Annotated in this window: 28 protein-coding genes; 8 read left to right on the forward strand and 20 right to left on the reverse strand. The window is 44.6% G+C overall.

Annotated features, from left to right (window positions below; all coding sequences use genetic code 11):
* Positions 1-90: 90 nt before the first annotated feature.
* The 8 genes from BDD43_RS10440 to BDD43_RS10475 form a co-directional block, all read right to left on the reverse strand.
* A complete protein-coding gene (locus tag BDD43_RS10440; protein WP_121197620.1) occupies positions 91-1,083 on the reverse strand; it encodes an MlaD family protein in 993 nt (330 codons plus the stop codon).
* A 5-nt stretch (positions 1,084-1,088) separates the two neighbouring features.
* The gene (locus BDD43_RS10445; protein WP_121197621.1) at positions 1,089-1,868 is read right to left on the reverse strand and encodes an ABC transporter ATP-binding protein; all 780 of its coding nucleotides are present in this window, start codon (positions 1,866-1,868) and stop codon (positions 1,089-1,091) included.
* Positions 1,869-1,875: 7 nt separating this feature from the next.
* Positions 1,876-2,649, reverse strand: a complete 774-nt coding sequence (locus BDD43_RS10450; protein ID WP_121197622.1) for an MlaE family ABC transporter permease — start codon at positions 2,647-2,649, stop codon at positions 1,876-1,878.
* A gap of 263 nt (positions 2,650-2,912) precedes the next feature.
* A complete protein-coding gene (locus tag BDD43_RS10455) occupies positions 2,913-3,737 on the reverse strand; it encodes a universal stress protein (protein ID WP_162847031.1) in 825 nt (274 codons plus the stop codon).
* Between the two features lie 100 nt (positions 3,738-3,837).
* Positions 3,838-5,238, reverse strand: coding sequence for a L,D-transpeptidase scaffold domain-containing protein (locus BDD43_RS10460; RefSeq protein ID WP_147425607.1), 1,401 nt, complete (start codon positions 5,236-5,238; stop codon positions 3,838-3,840).
* A 23-nt stretch (positions 5,239-5,261) separates the two neighbouring features.
* On the reverse strand, positions 5,262-7,631 hold the full coding sequence (locus BDD43_RS10465) for a phosphoketolase family protein (protein WP_121197625.1): 2,370 nt from the start codon (positions 7,629-7,631) through the stop codon (positions 5,262-5,264).
* Positions 7,612-8,823 carry an acetate/propionate family kinase gene (locus tag BDD43_RS10470; RefSeq protein WP_121197626.1) on the reverse strand — a complete coding sequence of 404 codons (1,212 nt, stop codon included), beginning with the start codon at positions 8,821-8,823 and terminating at the stop codon, positions 7,612-7,614. Before BDD43_RS10470 ends, BDD43_RS10465 begins: the two co-directional genes overlap by 20 nt.
* A gap of 3 nt (positions 8,824-8,826) precedes the next feature.
* Positions 8,827-9,678, reverse strand: a complete 852-nt coding sequence (locus BDD43_RS10475) for a universal stress protein (protein WP_121197627.1) — start codon at positions 9,676-9,678, stop codon at positions 8,827-8,829.
* A gap of 601 nt (positions 9,679-10,279) precedes the next feature.
* Between BDD43_RS10475 and BDD43_RS10480 the strand changes: the two genes are divergently transcribed.
* The 3 genes from BDD43_RS10480 (at position 10,280) to BDD43_RS10490 (ending at position 12,192) form a co-directional block, all read left to right on the forward strand.
* A complete protein-coding gene (locus BDD43_RS10480; protein ID WP_121197628.1) occupies positions 10,280-11,554 on the forward strand; it encodes a site-specific integrase in 1,275 nt (424 codons plus the stop codon).
* A 109-nt stretch (positions 11,555-11,663) separates the two neighbouring features.
* The gene (locus BDD43_RS10485) at positions 11,664-11,879 is read left to right on the forward strand and encodes a hypothetical protein (protein WP_147425608.1); all 216 of its coding nucleotides are present in this window, start codon (positions 11,664-11,666) and stop codon (positions 11,877-11,879) included.
* The gene (locus BDD43_RS10490; protein ID WP_121197630.1) at positions 11,869-12,192 is read left to right on the forward strand and encodes a type II toxin-antitoxin system RelE/ParE family toxin; all 324 of its coding nucleotides are present in this window, start codon (positions 11,869-11,871) and stop codon (positions 12,190-12,192) included. Before BDD43_RS10485 ends, BDD43_RS10490 begins: the two co-directional genes overlap by 11 nt.
* A 448-nt stretch (positions 12,193-12,640) precedes the next feature.
* Here BDD43_RS10490 and BDD43_RS10495 read toward each other — a convergent pair whose 3' ends face one another.
* Genes BDD43_RS10495 through BDD43_RS10505 form a run of 4 tightly spaced genes read right to left on the reverse strand, consistent with a single transcriptional unit; the run spans position 12,641 to position 15,905 of the window.
* Positions 12,641-13,663 (reverse strand): IS110 family RNA-guided transposase, encoded by a 1,023-nt coding sequence (locus tag BDD43_RS10495; protein ID WP_121197631.1) that lies wholly within the window; start codon positions 13,661-13,663, stop codon positions 12,641-12,643.
* A 36-nt stretch (positions 13,664-13,699) separates the two neighbouring features.
* On the reverse strand, positions 13,700-15,040 hold the full coding sequence (locus tag BDD43_RS10500) for a radical SAM/SPASM domain-containing protein (protein ID WP_246001531.1): 1,341 nt from the start codon (positions 15,038-15,040) through the stop codon (positions 13,700-13,702).
* A gap of 3 nt (positions 15,041-15,043) precedes the next feature.
* A complete protein-coding gene (locus BDD43_RS30000; RefSeq protein WP_162847032.1) occupies positions 15,044-15,220 on the reverse strand; it encodes a hypothetical protein in 177 nt (58 codons plus the stop codon).
* A gap of 10 nt (positions 15,221-15,230) precedes the next feature.
* Entirely contained in the window at positions 15,231-15,905 is a 675-nt protein-coding gene (locus tag BDD43_RS10505) for a recombinase family protein (RefSeq protein WP_121197632.1), read from the reverse strand.
* Positions 15,906-16,114: 209 nt separating this feature from the next.
* On the opposite strand from BDD43_RS10505, the gene BDD43_RS10510 reads away from it, so the two are divergent.
* Together BDD43_RS10510 and BDD43_RS30005 are read left to right on the forward strand one after the other, a co-directional pair.
* The gene (locus tag BDD43_RS10510) at positions 16,115-16,594 is read left to right on the forward strand and encodes a hypothetical protein (protein WP_121197633.1); all 480 of its coding nucleotides are present in this window, start codon (positions 16,115-16,117) and stop codon (positions 16,592-16,594) included.
* An 8-nt stretch (positions 16,595-16,602) separates the two neighbouring features.
* Positions 16,603-16,767, forward strand: coding sequence for a hypothetical protein (locus tag BDD43_RS30005; RefSeq protein WP_162847033.1), 165 nt, complete (start codon positions 16,603-16,605; stop codon positions 16,765-16,767).
* A gap of 73 nt (positions 16,768-16,840) precedes the next feature.
* Here BDD43_RS30005 and BDD43_RS10515 read toward each other — a convergent pair whose 3' ends face one another.
* Positions 16,841-17,446: a hypothetical protein gene (locus BDD43_RS10515; protein ID WP_121197634.1), complete on the reverse strand. Its 606-nt coding sequence runs from the start codon at positions 17,444-17,446 to the stop codon at positions 16,841-16,843.
* A gap of 63 nt (positions 17,447-17,509) precedes the next feature.
* On the opposite strand from BDD43_RS10515, the gene BDD43_RS10520 reads away from it, so the two are divergent.
* Positions 17,510-17,935 carry a hypothetical protein gene (locus BDD43_RS10520; protein ID WP_121197635.1) on the forward strand — a complete coding sequence of 142 codons (426 nt, stop codon included), beginning with the start codon at positions 17,510-17,512 and terminating at the stop codon, positions 17,933-17,935.
* Here BDD43_RS10520 and BDD43_RS10525 read toward each other — a convergent pair.
* From BDD43_RS10525 to BDD43_RS10545, 5 genes are all read right to left on the reverse strand, one after another.
* Entirely contained in the window at positions 17,932-18,345 is a 414-nt protein-coding gene (locus BDD43_RS10525; protein ID WP_121197636.1) for a hypothetical protein, read from the reverse strand. The two genes, BDD43_RS10520 and BDD43_RS10525, sit on opposite strands and share 4 nt — an antisense overlap.
* 29 nt (positions 18,346-18,374) lie before the next feature.
* Entirely contained in the window at positions 18,375-19,415 is a 1,041-nt protein-coding gene (locus BDD43_RS10530) for a relaxase/mobilization nuclease domain-containing protein (RefSeq protein ID WP_121197637.1), read from the reverse strand.
* A gap of 31 nt (positions 19,416-19,446) precedes the next feature.
* Positions 19,447-19,836, reverse strand: coding sequence for a plasmid mobilization protein (locus tag BDD43_RS10535; protein WP_121197638.1), 390 nt, complete (start codon positions 19,834-19,836; stop codon positions 19,447-19,449).
* 3 nt (positions 19,837-19,839) lie between these two features.
* Entirely contained in the window at positions 19,840-20,550 is a 711-nt protein-coding gene (locus tag BDD43_RS10540) for a hypothetical protein (RefSeq protein ID WP_121197639.1), read from the reverse strand.
* Between the two features lie 111 nt (positions 20,551-20,661).
* Positions 20,662-21,957, reverse strand: a complete 1,296-nt coding sequence (locus BDD43_RS10545; RefSeq protein WP_121197640.1) for a tyrosine-type recombinase/integrase — start codon at positions 21,955-21,957, stop codon at positions 20,662-20,664.
* Between the two features lie 153 nt (positions 21,958-22,110).
* Here BDD43_RS10545 and BDD43_RS10550 point away from each other — a divergent pair, with 153 nt between their 5' ends.
* Positions 22,111-22,665 carry a DUF4209 domain-containing protein gene (locus BDD43_RS10550; protein WP_162847034.1) on the forward strand — a complete coding sequence of 185 codons (555 nt, stop codon included), beginning with the start codon at positions 22,111-22,113 and terminating at the stop codon, positions 22,663-22,665.
* A gap of 170 nt (positions 22,666-22,835) precedes the next feature.
* Complete coding sequence (locus tag BDD43_RS10555) at positions 22,836-23,930, forward strand: hypothetical protein (protein WP_121197642.1); 1,095 nt, start codon at positions 22,836-22,838, stop codon at positions 23,928-23,930.
* A 69-nt stretch (positions 23,931-23,999) separates the two neighbouring features.
* Here BDD43_RS10555 and BDD43_RS10560 read toward each other — a convergent pair whose 3' ends face one another.
* Positions 24,000-24,578: a hypothetical protein gene (locus tag BDD43_RS10560; protein ID WP_121197643.1), complete on the reverse strand. Its 579-nt coding sequence runs from the start codon at positions 24,576-24,578 to the stop codon at positions 24,000-24,002.
* Positions 24,579-24,928: 350 nt separating this feature from the next.
* The gene (locus BDD43_RS10565) at positions 24,929-25,144 is read right to left on the reverse strand and encodes a hypothetical protein (RefSeq protein WP_121197644.1); all 216 of its coding nucleotides are present in this window, start codon (positions 25,142-25,144) and stop codon (positions 24,929-24,931) included.
* Between the last annotated feature and the right edge of the window lie 22 nt (positions 25,145-25,166).

Below are 25,166 nucleotides of genomic sequence, written 5' to 3' on the forward strand. Positions count from 1 at the left end.
AAAGCGAGGGGAATATTTGTTTTTTTGCTATTTTAGAAAAGCGATTCCGTTCAGTCGGTTATAGCTCTGAATTTCTTTTTCAGGTGCGCGTTACTTCTTTTTGGTTTGCTGTTTCAACTTTTCTTTTTCCAGGTTTTTAAAGTAGCCCTTGAACAAAAAGTTGTGCTTCAGGGCTTCCATATCCTGGTTAAATGAATCAGTGCCTTTTTGAATGTTTTCCATGCTCTTTTTAAGATCATTGGACACGGCTGTATCTTTAAGCAGCATATGTAACGGCCCATCGCCGCTGGCGAGGTCTTTGTTCAGGTTTTGTACCAATGTATTGAGGCCCGCGGTCATTTGTTTTGAGTTTGCGCCGGCAGCTTTAACTTGGCTAATCGCTTGTTTTAGCTCTGATCCTGTTACCGTATCGGCCAACAAAACACCAAGCGTACCTTTTCCATTTTTGGCCTGTATTACCATATGGTTTATAGCCAGCGTTATTTGGTTGGCATTGCCCGTTGCCTTAACGATGTTGTTTAAAGATGTCTTCAAACTAATACCAACATCTTTATCGTTCAATACGCCCCAAACAGAACTTTCGTTTATGCGGAGAACCGTAGTTTTAAGACCTTCGGAGATGAGAGCGATATTGCTATTGGTTTTTGAGAGTGTCTGCAGCATTTCTTCCGTGTTAAGCATTTTCTTTGTGGCCAGCATATCACCGCTTTGTACCAGCGGGCTTTGAGTTTTGACAGCCGAAATATTGACCACCTTGTTACCCATAAGGCCGTCGGTGCCGATGGCGGCCAGTGCGTTTTTGTGAATGAATGGACTCACCTTGTCATCGATGGTCATCGTTACCTCGATCGAAGTATCATTGATCAGCCTGATACTTTTTACCGTACCACCCTGGATGCCGGCAAAGAGCACGTTGTTACCCACAATCAGTCCGTTGAGGTTTGGGAAGCGGGTTCTCAGCTCAAAACTCCCGGCGAACAGATTATGGTTCTTACCGATCATATAAAATGTCGCGATAAGCGCAATAAGCCCCGCGAGTACGAATACTCCCAGTTTTGTGTTATTTGATGTTTCGTTTGCCATGATTTTTATTCAAAAAACTGTTTGATATTTTCGTCTGCCGAGGCCTCGAACTGGGCATAAGTTCCCTCCGCATAACACTTTCCGGCGGCAAGTAGCACTACCCGGTCGGCCGTGTTTTTCACGCAGTTCATATCGTGCGAAATAATGATGGAAGTGGTGTGGTATTTTTTTTGGAGGCTGATGATCATGGTGTCAATCTCGCGGGCGGTAACCGGGTCGAGGCCCGTTGTAGGTTCGTCATATAAAATAATCTCCGGTTTAAGGATCAGCGTTCGGGCAAGTGCAACCCGTTTTAACATTCCACCGGATAGTTCCGCGGGCATCATGTCAACAGTATGCGGTAATCCTACGTTGTTGAGTGCCTCCATCACCAGTTCGTCTACTTTTTGCTGCGAAAAATCGATCCAGTGGCGACGCAGCGGAAACTCCAGGTTTTCGCGGACCGTCATGGAATCATAAAGTGCATTCCCCTGGAACAGGAAACCGATCTTCGTCCTGATCCGGTCAAGTTCGTCATGAGCCAGCTCAGGTACATTCTCACCAAAAACTAATATATTCCCGCTTTCTGGTTTGAGCAGGCCGATAATACATTTGATGAGCACCGATTTTCCGGAACCTGATTTTCCAAGTACAACCACATTCTCTTCCCTGTTCACAACCAGGTTAAAGTTGTTAAGCACCGTGAGGTTGCCGAACGATTTATATAAATGTTCGATTAGGATGACTGGCTTTTCAAATCCTTCAACAGGGGATGGGGTGGGGGGGTTAAGTTCGGTGGTTTTCATCTGTTTATCAGTTTAAACCCAAAAGATCGGTGATCTGAACAGCAAGCAGATCGATCACAAAGATCATGACTGATGCCAGTACAACCGCGGTGTTGGCAGAATTGCCCACGCCACGCGTGCCCTTACTCGAATAATAGCCCTTGTAACAACCGATAAGGCCTACGGCAAAACCAAAAAAGAAGGTTTTGATGAATGCAGGAACAAAATCACCGAAGGATAGGTCCTCAAATACCTGCGCAATAAAAAGGCGGTAGCTTGTTACGGTATGCATGTTTACGCCGATGTAAGCGCCAAATAAGCAGATCGCGTCGCCAAGGACGGTTAGTACCGGCAGCATTAATGTTGCAGCCAGCACACGGGTAGCTACCAGGTATTTAAAGGGATTGGTGCCGCTAACTTCCATCGCGTCTATCTGTTCGGTAACCTTCATTGAACCGAGTTCAGCGCCTATGCTACTGGCTATTTTGCCTGCAAAGATGAGCGCCGTAATAACCGGGCCGATCTCACGCACGATAGCTATCCCGATCATGATGGGGAGCTTAGACTCAACTCCGTAAACCACCAGTGATGGTCTCAGTTGCATCGTTAGTACCAGGCCCATGATAAACCCTGTTAAGGCGATTAATGGAAGTGACCGGTAGCCGATAACATAGCTTTGAGTTAGCAGTTCCTTTACTTCGTAACGCGGGCGTATCCCCACGGAAAAAAAGCGTGCCGTGAATTTGGATATACTGCCTGTCTCGTTTAAAAATGATCTTGTTTTGGTTACCAAGCTGTTCATCGGTACTCAATTATAATAGGGTTATGGTTTTTTTAAGCCGTCTGAGTTTGAGGGAAAGGAAAATTAAAATGAATTTTTTCATGACGGTTACTTTGATCGTATGCTGGTAGTTGGTGCTTGTAAAATTCTGCTTTAATATGCTTGTATGTAATGACCGCCGTCACTATTTAGCCTGAGTTAGAACACGATTTGCTGAATCTAATCCCCCGGAACGCTCCAAAAGTTTTGAGGAGATTGAGGATGGCATAGCATTGCTTATTGACTTATGGAAAAATAAGCAACGGTACCGTTATGTGCGCAGGGAAATGGTCAACGGTGGAGCCTCCCAAAGCATCCTGGAAATGAAAACATTGATTAACCAGCACCAAAATATCTGTGTTCATCGCATGGATAAATACATCTACGGCAAGGCGTACATCGCGCTCGCCAACAGGGGTAAACAGCAAGCGCGGATAATTTACCTTATTTTGATACTGCTGTTCAAAAACGGTTTGCGCATATTTAGCTTCCATCTCTGGTAAGCTTTTGGCACATAAATGTGCAATAGATACATCAGCCGGCCAGGGCGCCGCAAAATGGGCCAGGTAGGTTACAACGTCAAGCCTACAGTATCGTAGTTCGGCTATATAACACATACGCTCTATGTTTTTTATTTCCCAGCCATAAGGCACAAGCAATAAAGGGCAATTAATTTTTTTTAAAAGCTTGCTGTTGCTTAGTTTACTCCGGGGATTCCCGGCATCGGGCATAACTCCGCATACAATCATTTCTACTTGGTTCTTCGCTGCAAATTCCGCTATTGCAACTTCACCAGCTCCTGATAGTTCTGCCAAGCTGATCTGCGGCTTAAAGCCATTTACTGATTGATTGAAGCACTGTAAATCATCCAGCAGGTAATTTTCACTACGGGCATAGCCCGTGTCTTTATAAAGGCCGCCCGCTACGGCTCTTTCCAACGTTTTTCCGGCATATGTCTGGCAGTTAGCCAACAATAAGTCGGCATGATGGTGTTGGGCTATTAATAGGCCCACCTTTGCCGCGTGTATTGCTTCGGGTGAGTGGTCGTTAATTACAAGGATAGTTTTCATTTGCGAGGCATTTGGAAGCGCTTTGTAAATATCCGCACACATAACCCTTTACAAAATGACCGGCATCACTGAATTTGCTGTTCTACATCAAACCGGGCCCTTATTGGTATGCCGGTACTACATGAGCACCCCTATATAACGCCTCAGCCACTTGCTGATCTCTGCCATACACATCTTTGTAAGTTTGCAGCAAGCCATCTTTCACCTCGCAGGTAAGGTAGGTTACATAAATTGGAAGTGGCTCTTTAAGCCGGTATTGGCGTAGTTGCTTATTTTTAATTGCGCTACGAAGCTCGGCCGGACTGTCCTGGTTTGCATATTGTGCAAGCAAACCCATTGCTAATTGGTCTGCCCCATCCACACGGATTGACCCATTTGTTAAAGCTGATTGCCTGTTTTTAAGCAAGCGCCCGCTTGCTGAGCCAGACAGAATAACATTAGCACCATCCACCTTGAAATTGATCTGATTGTCTAAATTCGGATCAGTGGGTGGAGCGATTAACCGATACTTGGCAGGGTTTTGCCGGGCCGCGGCTATATTTGCGGCTGTAGGCTCCATGCGCCTGCCATCGCGGTCATAAATTTGGTAAGCATGTTTTTCTGTGTAAGTAGGCGCGTTAAGTAAAGAAGGTAGCCATCGGCGGATATCCGGCACGGGTTCGCCAATGCTTATCGCCGTTAATTTTCCGGATGCTACTGCTGTGGGCGTTTGCTTCTTTCCAACTATTGCGCGGTAAGAAAGATCAGTATCCTGCTGGTGAACTTTTAAGGTAAAGGATGGGATATTGATCTGTACGTACCTGCTACCTTTGATAGGAAACCAACGGAGACGTTCCATGTTTACCGCAACATTCCGTAGGGATGCTTCGGGCAAGTCGTAACAATCACCAACCAATACTCCGGCCATTAAATGCATCTGCCGCTGCAGTTCCCGATACTGCGCTGACTTTGGCTGCACATTCTCTATCGCAGCCATGAAATTTTTACTGTGGATAGCTAAGCTCAAAACAGTTTCGGCTGCAACACCATCGTTAATGCGGGAATCCAGCAATTTTGCCGTGTACCTCGGATTAAGTTTGCCGTAATGCAGATCATTAACGAACCTGATTATGGCATCTGTCAGAAAAATATCAAATGCGGCTTTATCATTTGCGCTTGCCAGTGCGTAGTGAGTGGTTAGTGTATTTAACTTGTTGTATAATAATTGAGCGGGATGATAATCGGCGTGGTTTAACCCATATTGCCGAACGCAATCTAAAAGTAACATGGCATCCGAAGCATGAGTACTCACAGTATCTGGGGCAACCCATGCCAGCTTGTAATTTGTGGCTGCATAAAACCTTTTGACCGTTGCCGGATAGTATAGGAAACGGCTTTGTATAATGAGCTGGTTACGGATAGCTGCGGGTGGAGCTTGTACCGCCAATAGTGTGTTGCCGCTTAATAACAAGACAAGCCCTGCCATGCTGATGATGCGATAGAAATATCTGGACTTTTTCATAGTTTACCTTTTTTTAGTGAATATTATTTAGTGCCGCCCCATTTCCAGTTCTTGATCTCCGGCATATCGTCCAGGTATTTGCATATGTATTCGTGATGCTCAACCAGTTTTTTTTCGCAGAAATCAATGAACGCCGGGACTTGCTCCGACAAACCGCCAACCCGTTTTACCGCCTCCATAGCCAGGTGATAGCGGCTCATCTGGTTTAATACCACCATATCAAATGGTGTTGTGGTTGTACCTTCTTCCATAAAACCCCGTACATGGAACCTGGCCGGTTCGGGGCGGCCATGTACCAGGTCGTGGATGATCCTGACATAGCCATGGAATGCAAAAATAACGGGTGCTGTATCCGTAAATAAGGAGGTAAACAGCGCTTCGCTCATACCGTGTGGATGATAGGCCAATGGCGATAGCGACATCAGGTCAAGTACATTAACCAACCGCACTTTGAGATCAGGAAAATAGGCCATTAATAATTCGGCAGCGGCTACGGTTTCCAGAGTCGGCACATCGCCCGAACAGGCCATTACCACATCCGGCATACCGCCCTCATCATTCCCCACCCATGGCCATACGGCAGCTCCTTTAGTGCATAGCTCAATTGCTTCGTCCATCGTGAGCCATTGCAGCTCGGGCTGCTTACCCGCGATAACCACGTTCACATAATCCTTACTGCGCAGGCAATGATCCATTACGGATAATAGACTGTTCGCATCGGGCGGCAAATAAATACGCACTACGGCACTTTTTTTATTCACAACCGTATCAATAAAGCCTGGGCCCTGGTGGCTATAGCCGTTATTATCCTGCCGCCATACGTGCGAGGTCAAAAGATAATTAAGCGACGCTACCGGTTTGCGCCAGGGCAGTTCGCGCGATGTTTTGACCCACTTGGCGTACTGGCTCACCATAGAATCAACAATGGTTACAAAAGCTTCGTAGCAGGGGAATAGTCCATGCCTGCCGGTTAGCAGGTAACCTTCAAGCCAGCCCTCACACAAATGTTCGCTCAATACTTCCATTACCCGCCCGTCTACAGACAAATGATCATCATTCGGGATAATCTGTTCCATAAACCGTCGTTCCGTTACTTCGAACACCGCGTCCAATCGGTTGGATGTCGTTTCATCCGGACAGAATATCCTGAAATTGCGATTTTTAGCATTGAGTTTAAAAATATCTTTCAGGTATTTTCCCAGGTTGCGCGTACTTTCAGATTCTATCGTGCCAGGCTGGCGGATGGGAAGCGCGTATTTTTTAAAATCGGGTAATAGCAATTCTTTTAATAACAAACCGCCATTAGCATACGGCAGTTCGCTCATTCGTTTACCATTTTCTGGTATGAGGTTCACCAGTTCAGGAATTAATGCTCCTTTGTTGTCAAACAGTTCTTCGGGCCGGTAACTGCGCATCCATTCTTCCAGCATCTTTAGCTTTTCCGGGTCTTCCCGCACGCCTGTAAGCGGCACCTGGTGCGAGCGAAAAGTTCCTTCTATAGGCACCCCTTTCCATTCCTTCGGGCCGGTCCAGCCTTTGGGTGTCCTCAGGATGATCATCGGCCAGCTGATGTGCTGCGTATTACTACCATTGCTCGTCCTGGCCTTGTATTGAATGGCTTTGATACGCTGGTAAACAAAGTCGAGCGTTTCAGCCATCAAGCCGTGAACCACCATCGGGTCATCACCTTCCACCAGGAAAACCTCGTAGCCGTATCCGCTGAACAGGGACCTGAGGCGGTTCTCTTCCATCCGTGCCAGAACCGTTGGGCCAGAAATCTTGTAACCGTTCAAATGTAATATTGGCAACACTGCTCCATCTGTTTTAGGATTGATGAACGCCAATGATTTCCAGCTACCTTCCAGCGGCCCGGTCTCGGCTTCGCCATCGCCAATCACACAGGCCGCCAGCAGGTCGGGGTTGTCCATTACCGCGCCGTAGGCATGTACCAATGAATAACCGAGTTCGCCGCCTTCGTGGATAGAACCCGGCGTATGAGCGCTGGTATGGCTCGGAATTCCGCCCGGCGTGGAAAATTGACGGAAGAGTTTTTTCATCCCTTTCGCGTTTTGTTCGATGCTAGGATAAATTTCGGTATACGTACCTTCTAAATAAGTATTGGCCACAATGGCAGGAGCGCCATGGCCGGGCCCGCAAACGTAAAGAATATTTGCTCCCGTATCGTTGATGAGACGGTTTAGGTGAACATAGATGAGGTTAAGGCCGGGCGAAGTGCCCCAATGCCCGAGCAAGCGAGGCTTAATATGTTCAGGCTTGAGCGGCTCCAGCAGCAAGGGATTATCCTGCAAATAGATCTGCCCCACTGCCAAATAATTAGCGGCGCGCCAGTAGGCGTGTATTAGTTCTGTCCTGTTAATGGTTAGTGCGGTCATGATCTGTTATAGTTTGTTGCTGAAGTAATTGTTTGGTATGGCTGGCTATGATTTGTTCCTCGTGTGTGGCCAAAGCATATACTTTTGCCTTTGCCCCCTTAGCAGAGATCAAAACCCGGTTTTGATGATTAGCTTTTGGGTTAAGGTTGATACCCAGAAAATCAAGCGGCTCGCAAATGAGTTCGCGTATGCGTGCCGAATGCTGACCGATACCGCCGGTGAAAACCAGGACATCCAATCCGCCAAGGGCGGCAGTTAACGCACCGATTGCTTTCCTGGCCTGGTAACAGAATGCTTTTACCGCCTCTTCGGATCGCGTATCGTTTTCTTCTTTCGCTAACAGCAACTCCATATTGCTGTGGCCGGCGAGTGCTTTCAGTCCGGCGTGTTTGCTCAACAAGTCATCCAGTTCGGTAACTGTCAGATTTTCATGTTTTAACAGAAACAGGGTGACACCCGGATCGATGTCGCCCGCACGGGTGCCCATCAGGATACCACCAGATGGACTAATGCCCATCGTTGTTTCCACACTTTGGCCGTTTTGTATGGCTGTAATACTTGAGCCGTTGCCCAAGTGGGCAACAATGACCTTTTTTTGGGTTATTGCCGGCGAAATTGTACCGAGCTTGTTCATGATATATTCGCAGGATATACCGTGGAAACCGTACCGTATGAGCCCCTTATCCCGGTAAAGGGACGGTAATGCATAATACTTGGCCACATCCGGCATATCCCGATGGAAAAAAGTATCAAAACACGCTACGTGCAAAGCATCCGGGAACTGTTTGCGGAAAGCTTTGATCACCTTGATATCGTCCGGCAAATGGTTCGGGGCAAGGTAGGCCCAATGTTGTAAACTATTCAATAAGTCCGCATCTATCACACAAGGCCGTCTGTGCTCCGGGCCGCCTTGTACAATACGATGGCCAATTGCCGAAAGCGGATAATGCTGCCTGTTAAGGTGGAACCATGATACGATCTCCTTCACCGCGGTATGTATATCCTGGTGTGCTATCGGGTAATTGACCAGTACCATCCCGTTGCGACTGGTAATATTAAAGTGACTTTCAGCGGTATCAGCCAGCTCAACGCTCCCCGTCAGTTCAGCTTCTAATTTATCAGAACTGAAAAGGCTGAACTTGATGCCCGATGAACCGCAATTCATCGCTAAAATATAAGATCGATTTTCCATGGTCTATTCGTTTGAATGAAGTATAAGTAGTGGTACGGCAGTGTTTTTTGCGGTTTTTTTGGTATAACTCCCTTTAAAGATCTCTTCAAAAAAACCATGGTGATGGTGTACCATCACCAACAAGTCAGTTTCAAAGCCGGAACTTAATTTTTCTAATGCCGCTACACGGTTATCATCCGAAATTATTTTGGTCGATATTTTAGAATAAGAAGAACGCTGAACGATATCATTCAAAAATTGGATTTCCCAGAGCTTGTGTTCCGAGTGGTGTCCTGTGGGTTGGATGTGAGTGATATGCAATTCCGCATTAAGCGACCTGATCAATGGCATCAACGAAAGTATCATCTCCAGATCCTGACCGGGATGCCTGAAATCGGAGGCGAAAGAGATTTTTCCGGGCAAACTAATCTTTGCTTTCGGAGGTACCAGCAGTAAGGGTTTTTTCAGGTAGTCGATCATGGTCTTGCTGTGATTGGCCAGTAAGAGGGTGTTAATACCTTCATGATGCGTTCCCATGATAATCATATCTGCAGCTTCCGAAGTACCAGCATTTTTTAGGACCTCCGCCACAGGGCCAATCTCGTTCAGTAGTTTAACCGAAGGGATAAATGTGCCGTGGACAGACTTTTTCAATTCTTGCTTAATCTGTTGCAGCTTGTTTTCATTATCCTCAAGGATATCCTCATGAACTTCTGTCGGCCAAACTACAATACCTACCTGCGGCAACTCGGCAGGAATCATAAAGGCATGGCATATCATAACATTGGCCTGTAACTGCTGGGCGAGCCTATAACCATATTTTACGGCGTGATTGCCTGTTTCCGAAAAATCTGTGGCTAAGAGTAAAGTTTTCATAATCAATATTTTGATTATTCAAAGCTGTCGATTTAACATTCTTGATCAAATGATTTTCGTCACCCCGAAAATTGATCTGGCTCAGTAAATTTTGGGGAAGTGTCGTGTCGGAGTGATCAAATAAATTTGTACTCCCAAAATGCAAGCAACTCAATTATGCCGTTGCCTGGTTATTTCTTCATCGGGATTATTTCACAAAACAGAAGATTCAATTTTTGCTATTCCCAAGCGGCATAGGTTACAGTAAGAAAACCGATGGGTGTCGAACTTCTCGAATAAATTTTGTGTTTTTGTATATTGCTTATTTACAGCAGGTTATAGGCAATAAAAAAAGCGGCATACCAGAATTAAATCTGGATTTTGCCGCTTTCGCCTGTTTGGTAGCGGGGAGCAGGATCGAACTGCCGACCTTAGGGTTATGAAAGTTGCCACAATTGAAATGAGGCGATGCAAAAAATACCCATATGGCGTTTAAACGCAGTTTTCTCTTTCAGGTCATCACACTACATCACATATTGATACAGCCATTGTATGAACATTGTATGACCAAAACTAATAGCTTTATCGGGAGATAAAGAAGGGTTTTAAACACATTTTCATCATGGCAACCGTAAGGGTTTACATCAGGAAACGCGCCGCCAAGGACGGCAAGTTTCCAATTTCAATTTGCATTACGATCAATCGTAAGCAGGAGTACATTCTCACCGGACAAAAACTTGACAGTTTAAGCCAGTGGGATGAAAAATCGCAACGCGTCAGAAAAACGCATCCGAATGCAACGCGCCTGAACAATTTCCTGCTGACGGAATTAGCCAAAGCCAATGATAAGGCATTGGAACTGGAAACCAAAGGCAAGGTTTCAGCAAAGGCGGTGAAAACTGAATTAAAGCCTGTTGAAGAAAGAATAGTCTATTTCAGGGATATTGCCGACCGGCATATGCAGGAACAATTTCAATGCGGAAATTATGATGTTATTAGAACTGATAAAGCGCGGCTGAAACGCTTTTATGAGTTTGCCAAAGATGGCAAGGTTACTTTCCCGGAAATCAATTCAGAATTTATGCAGCGTTATGTTGTATTTCTGAAATCGGCAAAAAAATACCGTTTCAGCGATAAAAGCGCGATACAACCATTAAGCGAACGGACAATTACCAACCACCTGATTATTGTCCGCACGATTTATAATCGAGCGATTTCGGCAAAACTTGCCAGTAAAGAAGATTACCCATTTGGGGCACATGGCAAGGTTACCATCAGGTTCCCTCAATCCGCCAAAGTGGGTTTAAGTGAAACCGAGATAGCCAACCTTGAAACATTGGACTTGTCCGGGCATACGCCGATTTATAACGATGCCCGCAATATTTGGCTGACGGAATATTTTTTTGCAGGCATGCGGGTCACTGATTGCCTGTTGCTGAAATGGACGGATTTACAGGATGGCAGACTGTATTATCAAATGTCGAAAAACGGCGAGCATGGTTCGTTGAAAGTGCCGGGCAAGGCTTTGGCAATTATTGAGCAATACCGCTATGGCTGCGGCGATAAAGTTAATAACAGGCATAACCTGATATTCCCTTACCTGAAAGATTTACCATCACTGGATGACCGTTTCGCACTGCGCCGCAGGATCTCGCATGTGGTAAAGCGGCTGAATAAGGCAATGGGCAGTATCATGGTGATGATCGGCAGCACCAAAAACGCCTCGCAACACAAGGCGCGGCACTCTTTTGCGCAACGCGCCGAAGAAAAAGAAATCCATCCTAAGGTGCTGCAAAAGCTATACCGCCATGAAAGCCTGCTTACCACAATGGGTTACCAGTCGAATTTTTCCACCAAAAAAGCGGATGATGCAATCGATGCCGTGATTGGGTTCTAAAATAACTGGGGGCGAAAGCTTCCAGTTATTTTATTTTAACATACTGAAAAGACGGTAAATGATTGACTTTTGCCTGCGTTCGGTATATATTTGTATAAAAGGTGAAACGATGAAAATGTTAGTGGAAATAGCAGATAACAAGGCTGCAAGCTTTAAGGAACTGATTAAACAACATTCCTATGTGAAGGCGAAAACGATATCCGAGCCGAATGCCGCGATATTGGAAGAAATTATGCACATTAAAAAAGCCTTTAAGAACCTCGAAAAGGTAAAGGCTGGCAAGTTGAAGACGCGCCCGGCTTCCGAATTGCTTAATGAGTTATAATGTCATTACAATTGAGCCGTTCGATAAGGATTTGAAACGGCTCATCAAAAAATACCCCTCTCTTAAGCAGGAAATCACTAACCTTTTCAATTTGCTGGAGACCGATCCAACGGCTGGTACGCCGATGGGCAAGGGTTGTTACAAGATCAGGCTTGCCATTGCCTCGAAAGGAAAAGGCAAATCCGGCGGCGCTCGTGTTATAACGCATTGCGCCGTTGTTGAAACAACGGTTTTGCTTTTGTCGATTTACGATAAATCGGAACAAGCGGATATTTCCGATAAGGAACTGCAAAAACTGCTTGATAGTATTTGAGAATAATTATCCAACAACAATCCTCCCTAAAAACAAAAACGTGCCGCAGGACGTAAGCCACAAAAGCGCGCGGGGAAAAAACGGCAGGTATCAAATCCTCTTATAGAGCGGGTATCTTAAACGGAATATGATGCTCCTTGCCGTTATATCTTTCAACTGGCAAAGGGGACCTTTTTGAGTGGGCCAAAAGGGGTCATTTTGGTGTGTTTTATCCAGTTATATTATCGTTTTGATTAATTCAATTGAAATAACGGCGGGGCAATTATTTCTTTACGAGGGTCATTAACCCGGAACTGATCCTAATTCGACCTCCACCGCTATAATGTGAGCTTATTAAATTTATAAAAATATAACGGTGGAGTAATTATTTCTTCACTAAGGTCATAAACCTTGAACTGGTCCTAATTCAACCTCCGCCGTTATATTTTAATTCGCTATCAAATATGTTCTAAACATCAACGCTTTTATAATCCTTTTGATAGAGCCGATTTTGATGTACGCAAGTAAAAACGCGGTTGATTAATTTTACACGCACGGCATTAATAACGGACATTTTCGGTTTGCCCTCGGCGATCTTTCGCTCATAATAAATCTTAATGTCCTTGTCGTACCTTAACGCGCCCACGGCACAGATGTGCAGTAAGGATTTCATCCTCTTATTGGCAATATGCGAGACGCGTGCCCGTTGCAAAAATCCACCGGATTCGTTTTTAAATGGTGCCACGCCAGCATAGCAGGCAAATTTTTTAGCCGTTGAAATATCTTTAAACTCATTGGTATGAATAATCATTTGCAAGGCTGTAATCAAACCGATGCATGTTACCGAAGTAACGATATCAAATAACCGCTTGAGATGTTCGTCTTCTGCGATCAGCGCTGAAATATGTTTCTCCAAAGAATCAATATCCAGCGCAATACTGGTAAGGCTTCTTTTACACAAATTATAGGTTTCGGAAGCCGCCCCTTTTTTCAAAAAATCCTTTTGTTCCAGTAACGGGTTTTTAAGTGCGACCTGTGTAGTCATTAGCCTTACACGAAGCGCGGACAGATCAGCCAATTGTTGCACAACCTTTCTTTTTGGCACCCATAGCCTAAGTTCGTCCCGATGCCGGTAAGCATATGCGGCGATACGCATGGCATCTACTTTGTCATTTTTGCCCCTGATATTCCCTAAAGAATTTCTTATATGCAAGGGGCTTTCCTGAACGATATTCGCTTTAAACTTTTTAAGTACGGCAATCACTATGTTGCAATAAATGCCTGTACTTTCCATACAGAAAACCGCCCGGCTCATGATAAATTTCGGCAGGTTCTTGAATTCATTTACCAACTCGGTTATAGAGGCTGCTTGATTACCGATTTCTTTGTGGTAAAGGTAAATACCGCCTTGCTGCACGGCAAAATCAAGTTCATTACGTGATACATCGATCCCTATAAAATAGCTGTATTTTTTAGGTTTATCGATTGCCATTGCACTTATATAATTTAAAATATATAAATAGTTAAATCATTCCAGTTTTAGTACTTTGCATCGCCGCATCAATGCTAATCTTTCTTTCGCCTGTAATTCGTAATATTTCGGGATAAATCGATGGTAAAGGCTGCATTGCGGGTCTTTGCCGTCAACGCGATACACAGGGCATCCGCTTGTGCAAACGGAACGATAGCGGCATTTTTTGCAATCGTCTGATTTATCATCCTCATGATGCTCACCGCTTGCGATCATATCGACAAGGTCTAAACCGTCATCAAAAATGGAATAGGCAGATTGTGTTTCGGTGCCGAATTGTACATGACAATATTTGAAACTGCCATCAACATAAATTGCACCGCCAGAGAACCCGGATGCACAGGTTTGAAAACCTAACTCATTCGGCTTTAAGTCGCAAAATTGGTAGCGTTTGGAAAAAGCCCAGCCATTTTGTATGGCTTCTTGCATAATGGTGTAAGATGCTGAAAGATATTGATCCAGCAATTCCGCATCTATATGTGCGCCTTTCACAATCGAATACCGAAACGGAATATCAAGCGCAATCAAATAGCGGGTCAATTCAGGCAAACCAATTAAATTGAGGTTGGTTACCACAGTATTAACCGACACGGGAATACCAGCCGCTATTAGTTTCCGCAAATTGGTATCAACGATGCCGAATGAACCACAACCTGACCGGAAACTTCTGGTGGCATCGTGCGTGGCTTCTACACCATCCAGCGATACGCCATATCCAATGCCGTATTGCTTAGAAAACGCAATGATCTCATCATTCAGTATGGTCAGATTGGTAACAAAGCCGACATCAAACTTGCATCCCGCATCGGCCAAAACCTGTTTGGCTTCGGGGATAAATGTTTTCCAAACATTGAACTGCCCCATCGGTTCACCTCCGGCCAGCCGGAGCCTAATATGCCGGATGCCTTTTAATTTAACTGCTTCTAATAACTTAAGCAGCAATTGTTGCCGTACCGCATCGGTCATGCCTTTGCCCGTGTTCAGCGTGGAAATATAACAATGGCTACAGCCAAGATTGCACGCATTGGTGGTGTGTATCCAGAAATTCAATGATTTTGGTGCGGATGGTTTTTCCGGCACGGTAAAACCGTTGAAACTGACAATCTCGGTTTTACCAAGCATCGATAGAAATTGCTCCAGCGTATCAGATGGTATAGACAAGTTATCGGCAATTACCTGAATATCATCGACACCGTTTACCGCCTGTAATATTTCGTATTGGCGATCGTTCAACAGCCGGAATGAATTTGGATAGGAACAGTTTACCGCGTAGGCAAAACCATTGCCTACGCGATTGATGAGCAGTTCAGGAGATCTCTGCGGTATCAAGGAGTTCATGTTTTAGGAATCCATTTGATTATCTACACAATCAAGATTTTCATTAACAGAGGTCTCTATTTCAAACCTATTGCCGCAATCTCCATACATGATGGAATTATCTGCGGAGTTACCGGAAAGTTGGGCTGAACTAATTGTTGCAAGATCGTCAAAAAGGATGTTGTTGTTTGTTGTTAACATGGTAATTATATTAAATGGTTTCTAATTCTTTCTCTTGTTTATGTATCCGTGTCAATAATGTATGAACGGAACTTGGGTGCCATTTGCCGCCGGGGCGGAAGGTCGGCACACCTTTCTTATTTAATTCATCGCAAACCGCACGGCCTGTAACGATCCCGCGTTTTTTTAACCGCTGTATAACCGGGAACAGTTTCCGGGCAAAGTCTTCCGCTGCCTGTTTATTGGCCACCGATAAAAATAATTTGCCATTTTTACCGAGTTCAACACCGCGATTTTTTGCAGCTTTCAACGCTTCTTTTGTCGTTTCACTGATCCGCTGGCGCTGATCTTCGGCAACTGCCGCCAGAATATGGATCGTAAAACGATTAGCATGGGGATTATCGGCCACTTTTACTTCAATTTTAGAACGTGAGTTAAATATTTTTGCAATCTGCTCAACATCCCGCCCAAGCCTGTCGAGCCGTGCAACTACTAAAGTTGCCTTGTTCTGTTTGCACAAATCGAGCGCATCGAATAATCCGGCACGGTGTTTCCGTGTTGATTTGACTTCGACCACCTCCGTCAGCAACTGGTAATCGTTGGCTTTGCAATAATGCTCAACCGCGCTTTGTTGTGCTTCCAGCCCTAAACCGCTTTTGCCCTGTTTGCCCGTCGATACCCGGTAATACCCAATCGCTTGCTTCATGGACTATCTCTTTTTGTTCACCGTTAAACCATCCACTATATTTGAATGAAAATTGGTTAAAAATCGTTTAATGGAAATTTCGAACCGATTGTAAATCAATAGATTTAGATTTTGGCTATCGCAGAAAAATCGGGCTTTTTATCCATGGATTGAGGATGGTTTGGTAATAAGCAAACCGAAATCGTTTTTTTTATTTTACGGTGGCAATAATGGCTGTGGTTCTTACGCTTGTTCTTTCGCTCCTTGCCTTGCTGACTACCTATTATCAAGCGTATTTGCAACGCGTCCATAACCAAAAATCGGTCAAGCCATTGGCACAGATTGATTTTGAGGATCGTGACGGAACGCTATTTGTTCATGTGCAGAATAACGGGGTCGGTCCATTCACTGTAGATAAATTGATATTCACCAGAAACGGGAAAACATACGATCGAATAGAAGACAGCTTGGAAATTGACCCCAAAAGGTATTATCACGTAGAAGTTAACGATACAAATAAGAAAGTGATTATTCCGGGCGGGTTTCTGGTGGTATTCTCGGAAACGCTTAATCCAAATGACAATCAAGAAACGATTGATTTGTTTCGTCAAGAATTGTCAAAATTGCACTTGAAAGTTGAAGGGCACGATATCTACGATAACAGCATATCAATCGAAAAAAGCCTTAAGTGGTTTGGGCGGCATTTATAACAGGCGAAATGAATAATTCTAAAACACACCGATTTGGAAATTTTGGTTTTAATTTATTTTTTAACTTTCCAGCTTCTATTACCGGTGGCATCCGCCACTATTGTGATAAGGTTAAAACCCCGAAACAGCGAGTGTGCCGGGGCTTTATTTTTATGCGTGAGGGATTGCAGTGAAAAGCCCACAGCCCGGAGGGCGCGGACTTGCAACACAAAACCCGGCCCATCGGGTCACGCCCAAAATTCAGATTTAGATTTCCGGTTGTTTTCCCGGTTGTATTTGTGTCTGTTGTTCCCTTGTTTTTTTGACCTGTTCAAGGAATGCGGCACGTTGTTGTTCCTTGCTTTGTTGCTTTGTGCCGGATGGCTGTTCCATGTCTTTAAATTCCACCTTTGGGGCTTCTTGCTTATAAGGGTTTTGCGCTTTTAAGGTTTCGATGTTTTTCTTTTCATGGCTTCGTAAAGCTTCCTGGTTTTGTTCGCGTTCCGTCTGGCGTTTCCTTACGTTATCAATCATGCCCTGAAACTTCTCGCCCTGTTTGGTAAATTGCTTATCACTGGGCTTGTTCGGATCGGGGCCTTTATACCCATGTTGTTTAGCTGTTTGATAAGCACTTTGCTTATATCTGGTATCAATGCCTTTCAGCCCGTCCTCATAATTTAATTGGCGGTTTTGTCCGGTGCGGCGATTGTGGTCATTTAAATGAGCCGCTTGCTCGGCATACTTACCCGGATAATCTTCCCGCTCCTTAAAGTAATCGCGGGAGAGTTTCACAAAATCGGGATAGCCCTCATACTCCATTTTGTTCAGGTAATCCTTAACAAAAAGCGGGATTTTTTCCTCTTTATCATTCATAATAATTGAGTTTAGGATTTCTTTGTGATATTATTTATCAATAAATATCGGGAGAATATTTTAATGTATAAATACGAACTTTCTTTCTGGGACACGTTCCGCGATAAAAACGGTGTACTGGAATGTTCCAAATGGTTTTATGGCGATCAATATTCCGACCGGTTTTTATTCCACGATCCCAAAAGCCTGCCGCGTTTTGGTCATCTTGCCCGTAAAGCCCTCATGCATTATTTAGGCGACCATTATAACCCGCACAAAAACGCCATTACCAATGAGCCGTTTATCCGCCTGCTTATTCAAGGTTTTATTGAATACCTGATAACCCATAAAACAATCGGCCATGATTGGGATTATATCGATAACTTTTTAAAAAAAGTGATCGGTGACCTGTACGACGTTCCCCTTGCATACGATCAGAATCGTATCGATCAGGGCATCTTGCCGCCGTACAGGGGCATCCTGCATGATGTCGGGCCGCAACAACCTTAACGCTCATATTCCATCCTGCGGCTTGGCTGTGGCTGGCGTTGTGCCTGCATCTTTTGCAAAAACTCCTGCCTTTTTTGCGATTGTTCCGGCGATGGCTGTGTTTTGGTGGTGCCAGCTAATTGAATAGGTTCTGGTTCATTAGCACCAAAACGCTTTTGCTGTTCTTCGCCATTTTCGCCCCATTTGGCTTTATGGGCCGCGTAATCCTCTTTCAGGATTTCTTTCACGCCGTCCGGCATCTGTTTATAGCTGCCAAACGTATTGACCATTTTAGCATAGCGGCGGTTTAAATCCTGTTTGGCTTCCTGCGCATCTGCATGAAAACCCAGCCATGCATTTTGATACATGCCGTTCATTTCTGTTTCAGTTGGTTGTGATGCGTTTGTGGTTTCATTGGTTTCCTCTTTCATGATTGAAAAAATTTAAAGGTGAATAATAATTATGTTGGTTTGTAAAATTGTGCAGCTTCAATAAAGCCAAGCGTTTTATCCGGCGGCTTTTGTTGCAGGCTTGTTGTGATTTCATAGCCACAGGAAACAAACTTTTGTTTCTGTACCGCGCGTTGATCGGCAGCATTTCCCTTGAATGAGAAACACACCCGCAATGCAATCAAGACGGACCATGTTATCTCACGCGTCAGGGAACGGTTGCGTTCTCTGACATCCTTCACGTTCTGCAAAAACTTCTGCCGCGCGTCATCCTGTGCGGTGGTTTCAAGGGCAGGTGTTTTTGCAGAACCGGACGGGATATTTTCAACGGGCTTTTGTTCCTGTAAATGGCTGCGTTGCTGCTTGATCGCTTGCATTTCCCGGATCGCTTCTTTTTCCGGGATCAGTTCCGTTTCACCAAAACGCACCCTTACTTCTTTGGTGTTGATCCCATCCAGTTTTTTCACCAGATCGAATGAAACACCATCCGCATCAATCACGCGAAACGGCCTGTCTGTGCCTTTGGCGATTTTATAGTTATTCGCTTCCGCTTCTCTTAAAAACTCGTCTGCCGTATTTGTGCGCTTCCATATCTCCGTTAAAGTTTGTTTATGGCGGTCGCGGTTTTTGTTCTTCTGCGGGGTCGGCCTATGGTTTAATTTCTTTTCCATTTCCGCCCGCGCCCGGTCATGGGCTTTATAATTATGCTCGTATGTTGCCATTGTGCCGCGCTCATGGTTATATCGCTCAAAAACGATATGGGCATGAACACGTGCGCCGGGTTTTTCATGCAGCACCACAACCCGGCGTTGATCTTCATAGCCTAATTGCTTGGTAAGAATATCAATCGACTGTTGCCATTCTTCCATCGTCATGGCCCGGTCGGTCGTATCATCCGGGTTAGGGTTGATATAAGCATGGTAAACACTCTTATCGCTGCGAGTCAGTTCGCTATTTAATTGCATGCTGTAAAGCATATCTTTTAAATGAGATGCATCCGCATCATTGCGCCCATCTACATCAAAAATTGAGATGCGTTCGTTCTCGCCCATTGTCAATAAATAGCTGGCAAGCTGTGAAGCGTTACCGCGTGGTTTTCCTGCGATTAGCATGTTTGATAATTTCCATGAGTTCCCGGCTTAGTCGGGTAATTTCTGTTATACAATGCCGGATCATTCCCGGTTCAATTTGAGGGTCATTGCCTATATTGACCCATATATTCATTGCTTTTGCGTATTGATTAAGGTTACTACCTTGCTTGCTTAACTCGGCAAGCAATCTTAAATAATCCCTTCGGTCTAATAATTCATCTTGGCCCTCAAGTCGCTTGCGCATGTAATCACTGACCGACAAGCCATTATTTTTCGCCTGTTGCTGATAAGTCAATTTTTCATCGGCGTTTACGCGAAACCTAAAAAAAAGGTCGCGTTTTTCGCCGCCATTTTTGCGCGTGCGTTTCATGTTCTTTTTCATTTTTTAAAGAGGGCCATAGTTTTTAATGTAGGGCACCGCTAAATTCAGGCAGGACAGCGAATTTAAAACGATCATATCATCCGTATGATTGCGGGTTTTCATGATCGTCAGGAACGTCAGGTAATCAAACATGCCCTCGAACAGGTGTATTTTATCGGGTTTGGGAATGGTTCCCCGGATAAAGGTAATATCCTTTGTTCCGATATTGCCTTTGAAATTAGGGTTCCGTAATTCATAGCCATTTTCTTCGTTTTTAACGCCCAAAGCATAAAAGCTCTTTTGTGTTTTTTTATTGTACACATGGACTTCTTTCAGACATTTCGGCGTGTAGTTTAAGGATATGCCCCGCTTTTGCAGATAGGCGATCAATGATGGTTCCTGAATGGCATGGGCCTTGGTTAAAACCAATGATCGCTCGCTCTCTGCATTTCTGGGCACTACATCAGGAATAATCAGCAAAGGCTTGGAATTTGCCGTCATGTTGTTTATACAGCGCAAGGCATCCGAAGCCGTGTTGTTTTCCTGCGTGCATTTTAAGTAATGGCAAACAAAATCGACGCTATTGCCCCCGGTGCCGTCCCCGAAGTCGTGCCAGAGATTACCGGTCACATGAAAACTTGCAGTATTTTCCTCCCGCAGGGGTGACAGATACCAGCTTTCTTTTTCGTTTTGCTTCACTGGAAAAGCATTGATCTTTTCCAAAATTAAAGACATGGGTAGGTACGTGTAGATCGAATTTTATTACATCGTCGGTTTTTTCACACCGAATCACTATCGAACCTGTTATGAAACAGATTCGATAGTTCGGATTTTTAGATCGTTGATTTACGCCGGTTGTAATAGAAACAGATTGGTTGCTGTTTCAACGGATGCCCGTACAGGGTCAAGATTTAACCGTGCATAGATTTCGGTTGCCTGTGGTGATTTATGCCCCAGGCTCTTGCCGATGATCGAGAGGCTCGCTCCGCTGATAGCCTGGTAACTGCCAAAGGTTCGGCGGATATCATGCAAGCGAATATCGGTGACACCCTGGGGAAGCTGAAAGTTTTCCGATTCCGCCTGTTTGATGATTTGCTTGAATGGCATGCCACCATCATACGCACCAGACATTCGTTTTCCGAGGCTATCTAACCAGCAAGCATTTTTTTCATTCTGCTGCCATAACAACAAGGTCGCCCGTTCTGTAATTTTCTGCCAGTCAGTTTTGACGCTGGCGGTATGTTTTTCACAATCTCCTTTTTTCGGAAACACCCATTGGCTTTGTGCTACCTCAAAACGGCGTTGCAGAATTTCCATGGCGCGGGGCATCAGTGGCACCGTTACCGGGTCGCCATTCTTGGTATCCGGGATGCGCCACTCGCAATATTCCCAATTGATCTGCTCATAGCGCATCATCAAAGTATTGGTTCTGCGTGCGCCGGTGAGAAACAACATCCATAAATAATCCCGTACCGTCTCGCTTTCGTAATCATTGATCGCTTGCAAAATAAACGGCAACTCGGCAGGTAATATGAACCGGTCACGGGACTTTTCCTTATACTTTTTGATGCCGGTTGTGGGATTATTACCCTCCCAACCCCATTCGGTGGCCTTATTGTAAATCGCCCGGATGCGCTGCAGCATTTTATTGGCCTGGTATAACCCGTGGTCACGATAAATGGTTTCGTGCAGCCGTTTGATTTCAGGGCGTTTGATGTCCGAAATCTTCCGCTTGAACCAGTGCGGTACAAAGCGGGTAATATCCTGCTGATCGGCCAGCCAGGATTTTTTATGAACCTTGCTGTAACGGTGCAAATATTGGTCGAATAGCTGCCCGAAATTCATTTCATTACGAATTTTGCGCCTTTCGTTTTGCGGGTTGATGCCCATGGCAATCTGGCCAAGTTTGATTTTAGCGAGTTTTCGGGCGTTTTCGATGGTCAGATCGGGGTATTTACCCAAAAAGATCTTCTCGGTTCTACCGGCAATCTTTTTGATCACATAGAATGATTTTGCGCCGCTGGGCTGGATGGCAAAGAACAGCCCTCTGACCTGGGTGTCCTTGTAATAGCTTCTGTTGCCTTTGGCTGGTATTGGCAGTTTATCTAATTCAGAGATCGTAAAGTTAAAAGTTTTAGTCATCGGTAGCCTTTCCTGTGGGTTAGGTCGGTGCAGCCACGGTTCTCCCCTGGTGAGTAAAAACGGGCCGGTGGGAATAATACCAGTTAAGGCCGGTTTCGATGACTAAATCGTTGATCGTACTTAACAATTAATGCTTGCTATATGGTAAATAAAATGAAAAAATCAAAAAGAGATTTCGTGGCCGAAGGCCTTGATTATTTTAACCATACTTGGTTCCAGAATGAACTGGTCAAAACGGCTTTAAGTGATACACAATTCACCCACCGGTGGATGACCAGCCTGCGCCCCGCACTGGAGATCCTCTTAAAGGTTAACATTACGGACAAAGAAAAGCTGCTGACACCGGAAGAACAGATGGCATTTGATCAACTGGCAGTTAAGTTCGAGGGCCTGCTCCGCGATCTCTGCGGGATGGCGGGTTTAACGACGATTAAAGTAAGAGAAGATCAAACCGTTAATAAAGATGTTAACGAGCTTTTGCAAAGCCCCGAATTACAAACCAAATTTAAAAAAGACGACCTTGACTTTTGGCTTTATACGTTCACTGCATGCGGCTATAATATCCGGAATAATGTGGCACATGCTTTTTATTATGACCATAATTATACTGTTGCCTTATCCAACATCCTGTTAGTGGCCTACGTCCGTCTCGCCAAGTACAACGATATCGTCCGGAAGGCCATGAAGATCAGTGAAATACAAAAGTAAAGCACAAAACTTAGGGACAACCGGATGGCTTCTCAGTCGCGATCCTTAAAATGCCCAGAACGCATTAAAATAGTTTTGACTATCCGGAAAGCATGTTTAGATTTGATATTATTCCATTATAACCGATTATATTATCCTAATTAAATATTGCTTCCTAAACCAAACTTGTCATGGCTAAAAGAGACCCGGAAAAAACAGCGAGAAATAAAATCATAGATGAATTGACAGCCAAGCTTCAGGGGATGGAAGCAGAAGTGCTGAAGAAAACCCGTATCGATTCTGTCCATTCCCTGCATGGTAAAATCGGCGGAAAATTTGCGGACTATATCGACATCAAAAATGAGGTGATCACTTCAGCAGACCATTTTATTAGTTCCTGGTTGCAGGGATATGAAAAACGGGTATTGGAAATGAGGGATTATCCCGACAGTCCCGAATGCGAAACCTTCAAGCTCTTACAAAAGTATAAAGTTTTCAAAGAATACCTGCTTGTTTTTTTAGAGCGGACCTACCTCAGAAATTATGAGGCTTTATCAAAACTACGCCCGGCAATTGAGGACAGCGAAATCTGGATCGGACAGGAAAATGCATCTTATGGATTATTGATCACCCCTCGGTTTCCAAACGATAAATGGGAAAATGACAAGAGCGAGATCAGACATTTCGACAAAAAATACTGGACTATAGGGCATGTTTTGAAGACGGGACTAGTAGTACCCGACGAATTCGAGATCATGACATTTCCTACAGTGGATGATTACCTCAAATTCTTTAAAAACGTTATTGTGCGGAATTCCGGTTCCGCTTACGAAAAGCCTATTGCACAGCATTATATCGATTATGTAAAAGGGCATGAAAACCCGGAAAGCGTGCCATTGCTTATTCCTGAATTTCGGTATGATGGGTTATTGAAAAAGCATAAGTACAGACTCGATTTCACCATTATTCAATCAGATACCCTAAATAAAGTTGGTTTTGAACTTTCCCCCTGGTCAAGTCACGGGCATCTGGCCAAAACAGCCAGCTTGACCAATAAGGAGATCAATGAAATGGCCAAAGATAACTTTGAAAAAGAAATGCGCAAACACCGCGATTTTTTTAAAAAGCATGGTGTATTCGTGATGATCTATACCGATACCGAACTCGCCGATACTAAAGCTATTTTTGAGGACATGAAGAAATATTTAGAGCCAAAAACGGCAGGCAAGCAGTTGAAATTTCATATCATGGAAGACTTCTTTAAAAAGGACCTGCTGAAAAAATAAATAGCACGGATGCGTATAAACTATACCGTATGCGCAGCATTAGCTACCCGTTTGTTGAATAAACAACGATTAAAATAAAGTCAGCTGCACCATACTAACTTCACATGCTGCAATCGCTTTTAAGGTTTTTTGCAGCACATGCTGCTTATAATTCGTCGTGTCGGTATTACCGATATACTGCGACATTTTGGCTTTCATTTCCGCCAGGGCAGCCGTTAAAGCCGCTTCGCGGTTAGGATATTTTGTGCAAAAAACGCATAGCGGGCCGCTGCTACCGGCAGTACCATAATTGCAGCTTAAAGCATAGGCCCAAATGCCATTTGGCCCACGCCCGATACGAATTTCGCTTTGCTCCAACTTAATAACCTCACGGTCTAAGAACTTCGGTGCTGCGAACCAGCCGTATTGATTAAACGCAATATCTGTAAATCCGAACTCCAGTGCCCTGCGGTGTTCATTTACATTCATTAGTATCTGCTGGAAACTATCACCGAAGCCTGCGAACCAGGCTAAAGCTTTTTCGTCGTCTTTTTCAATAACTGAAACAATTTCAGCCATAATCTCCCGCTCGTAGCGCATCAGGTGGTTGTCAGCCATGTGTTCGTCAATGGCTGTTTTGGACTGAAGGGTTAATGCAAACTTTTCCATAAGCTAAAAATTAAGTTTTTATTACCTTACAGTGCGCGGCGGGTGCCTGTCAAGGGCCTCGCGAAGCGGGGTTTATATACCCTTGACGGGCACCTGAATAGCGCGCTACCTTTGTTGTAAAAACTTAATTTTTAGCGGAAAAGAGTGTTACCCGGAACACAGCGCTTTAGAGCATTGCTGGATAAAACCTGTCCGCCCGTATAGAAGTCGTCATTAAAACCAAATAAAGGCAACTGCCGTTGTTTTGGTCAGCGCAGGGACGGCTTTAGCCGCCTGGGCTGGCGAAGCGCAGCCAAAACTGCGGCTGTTGCAGCTGCTGGAAATGCTGGCGATCCGCAGCGGCGTGCGCGTTAGCGCGCAGAGCGAAGGCGAACCTGCATTTCCAGCGTTAAAAGTTTAAGGCTGCCAGTAATAACAAGGAAAAATCTACTTAACAATGTATCACCATCAAGTTTGAGTTGCATCAATTTGTACCCCGCCTTAAATTCTTCAAAATCGGTTATAATCTGATTAGGTTTCGGATTTATTTGAAGGCTTGTTAAATCGCTCAGGCCAGATCTGTTCATCGCTTTAAATTACCGAAATGGT

The organism is Mucilaginibacter gracilis (assembly GCF_003633615.1).
GTDB classification, from domain to species: Bacteria; Bacteroidota; Bacteroidia; order Sphingobacteriales; family Sphingobacteriaceae; genus Mucilaginibacter; species Mucilaginibacter gracilis.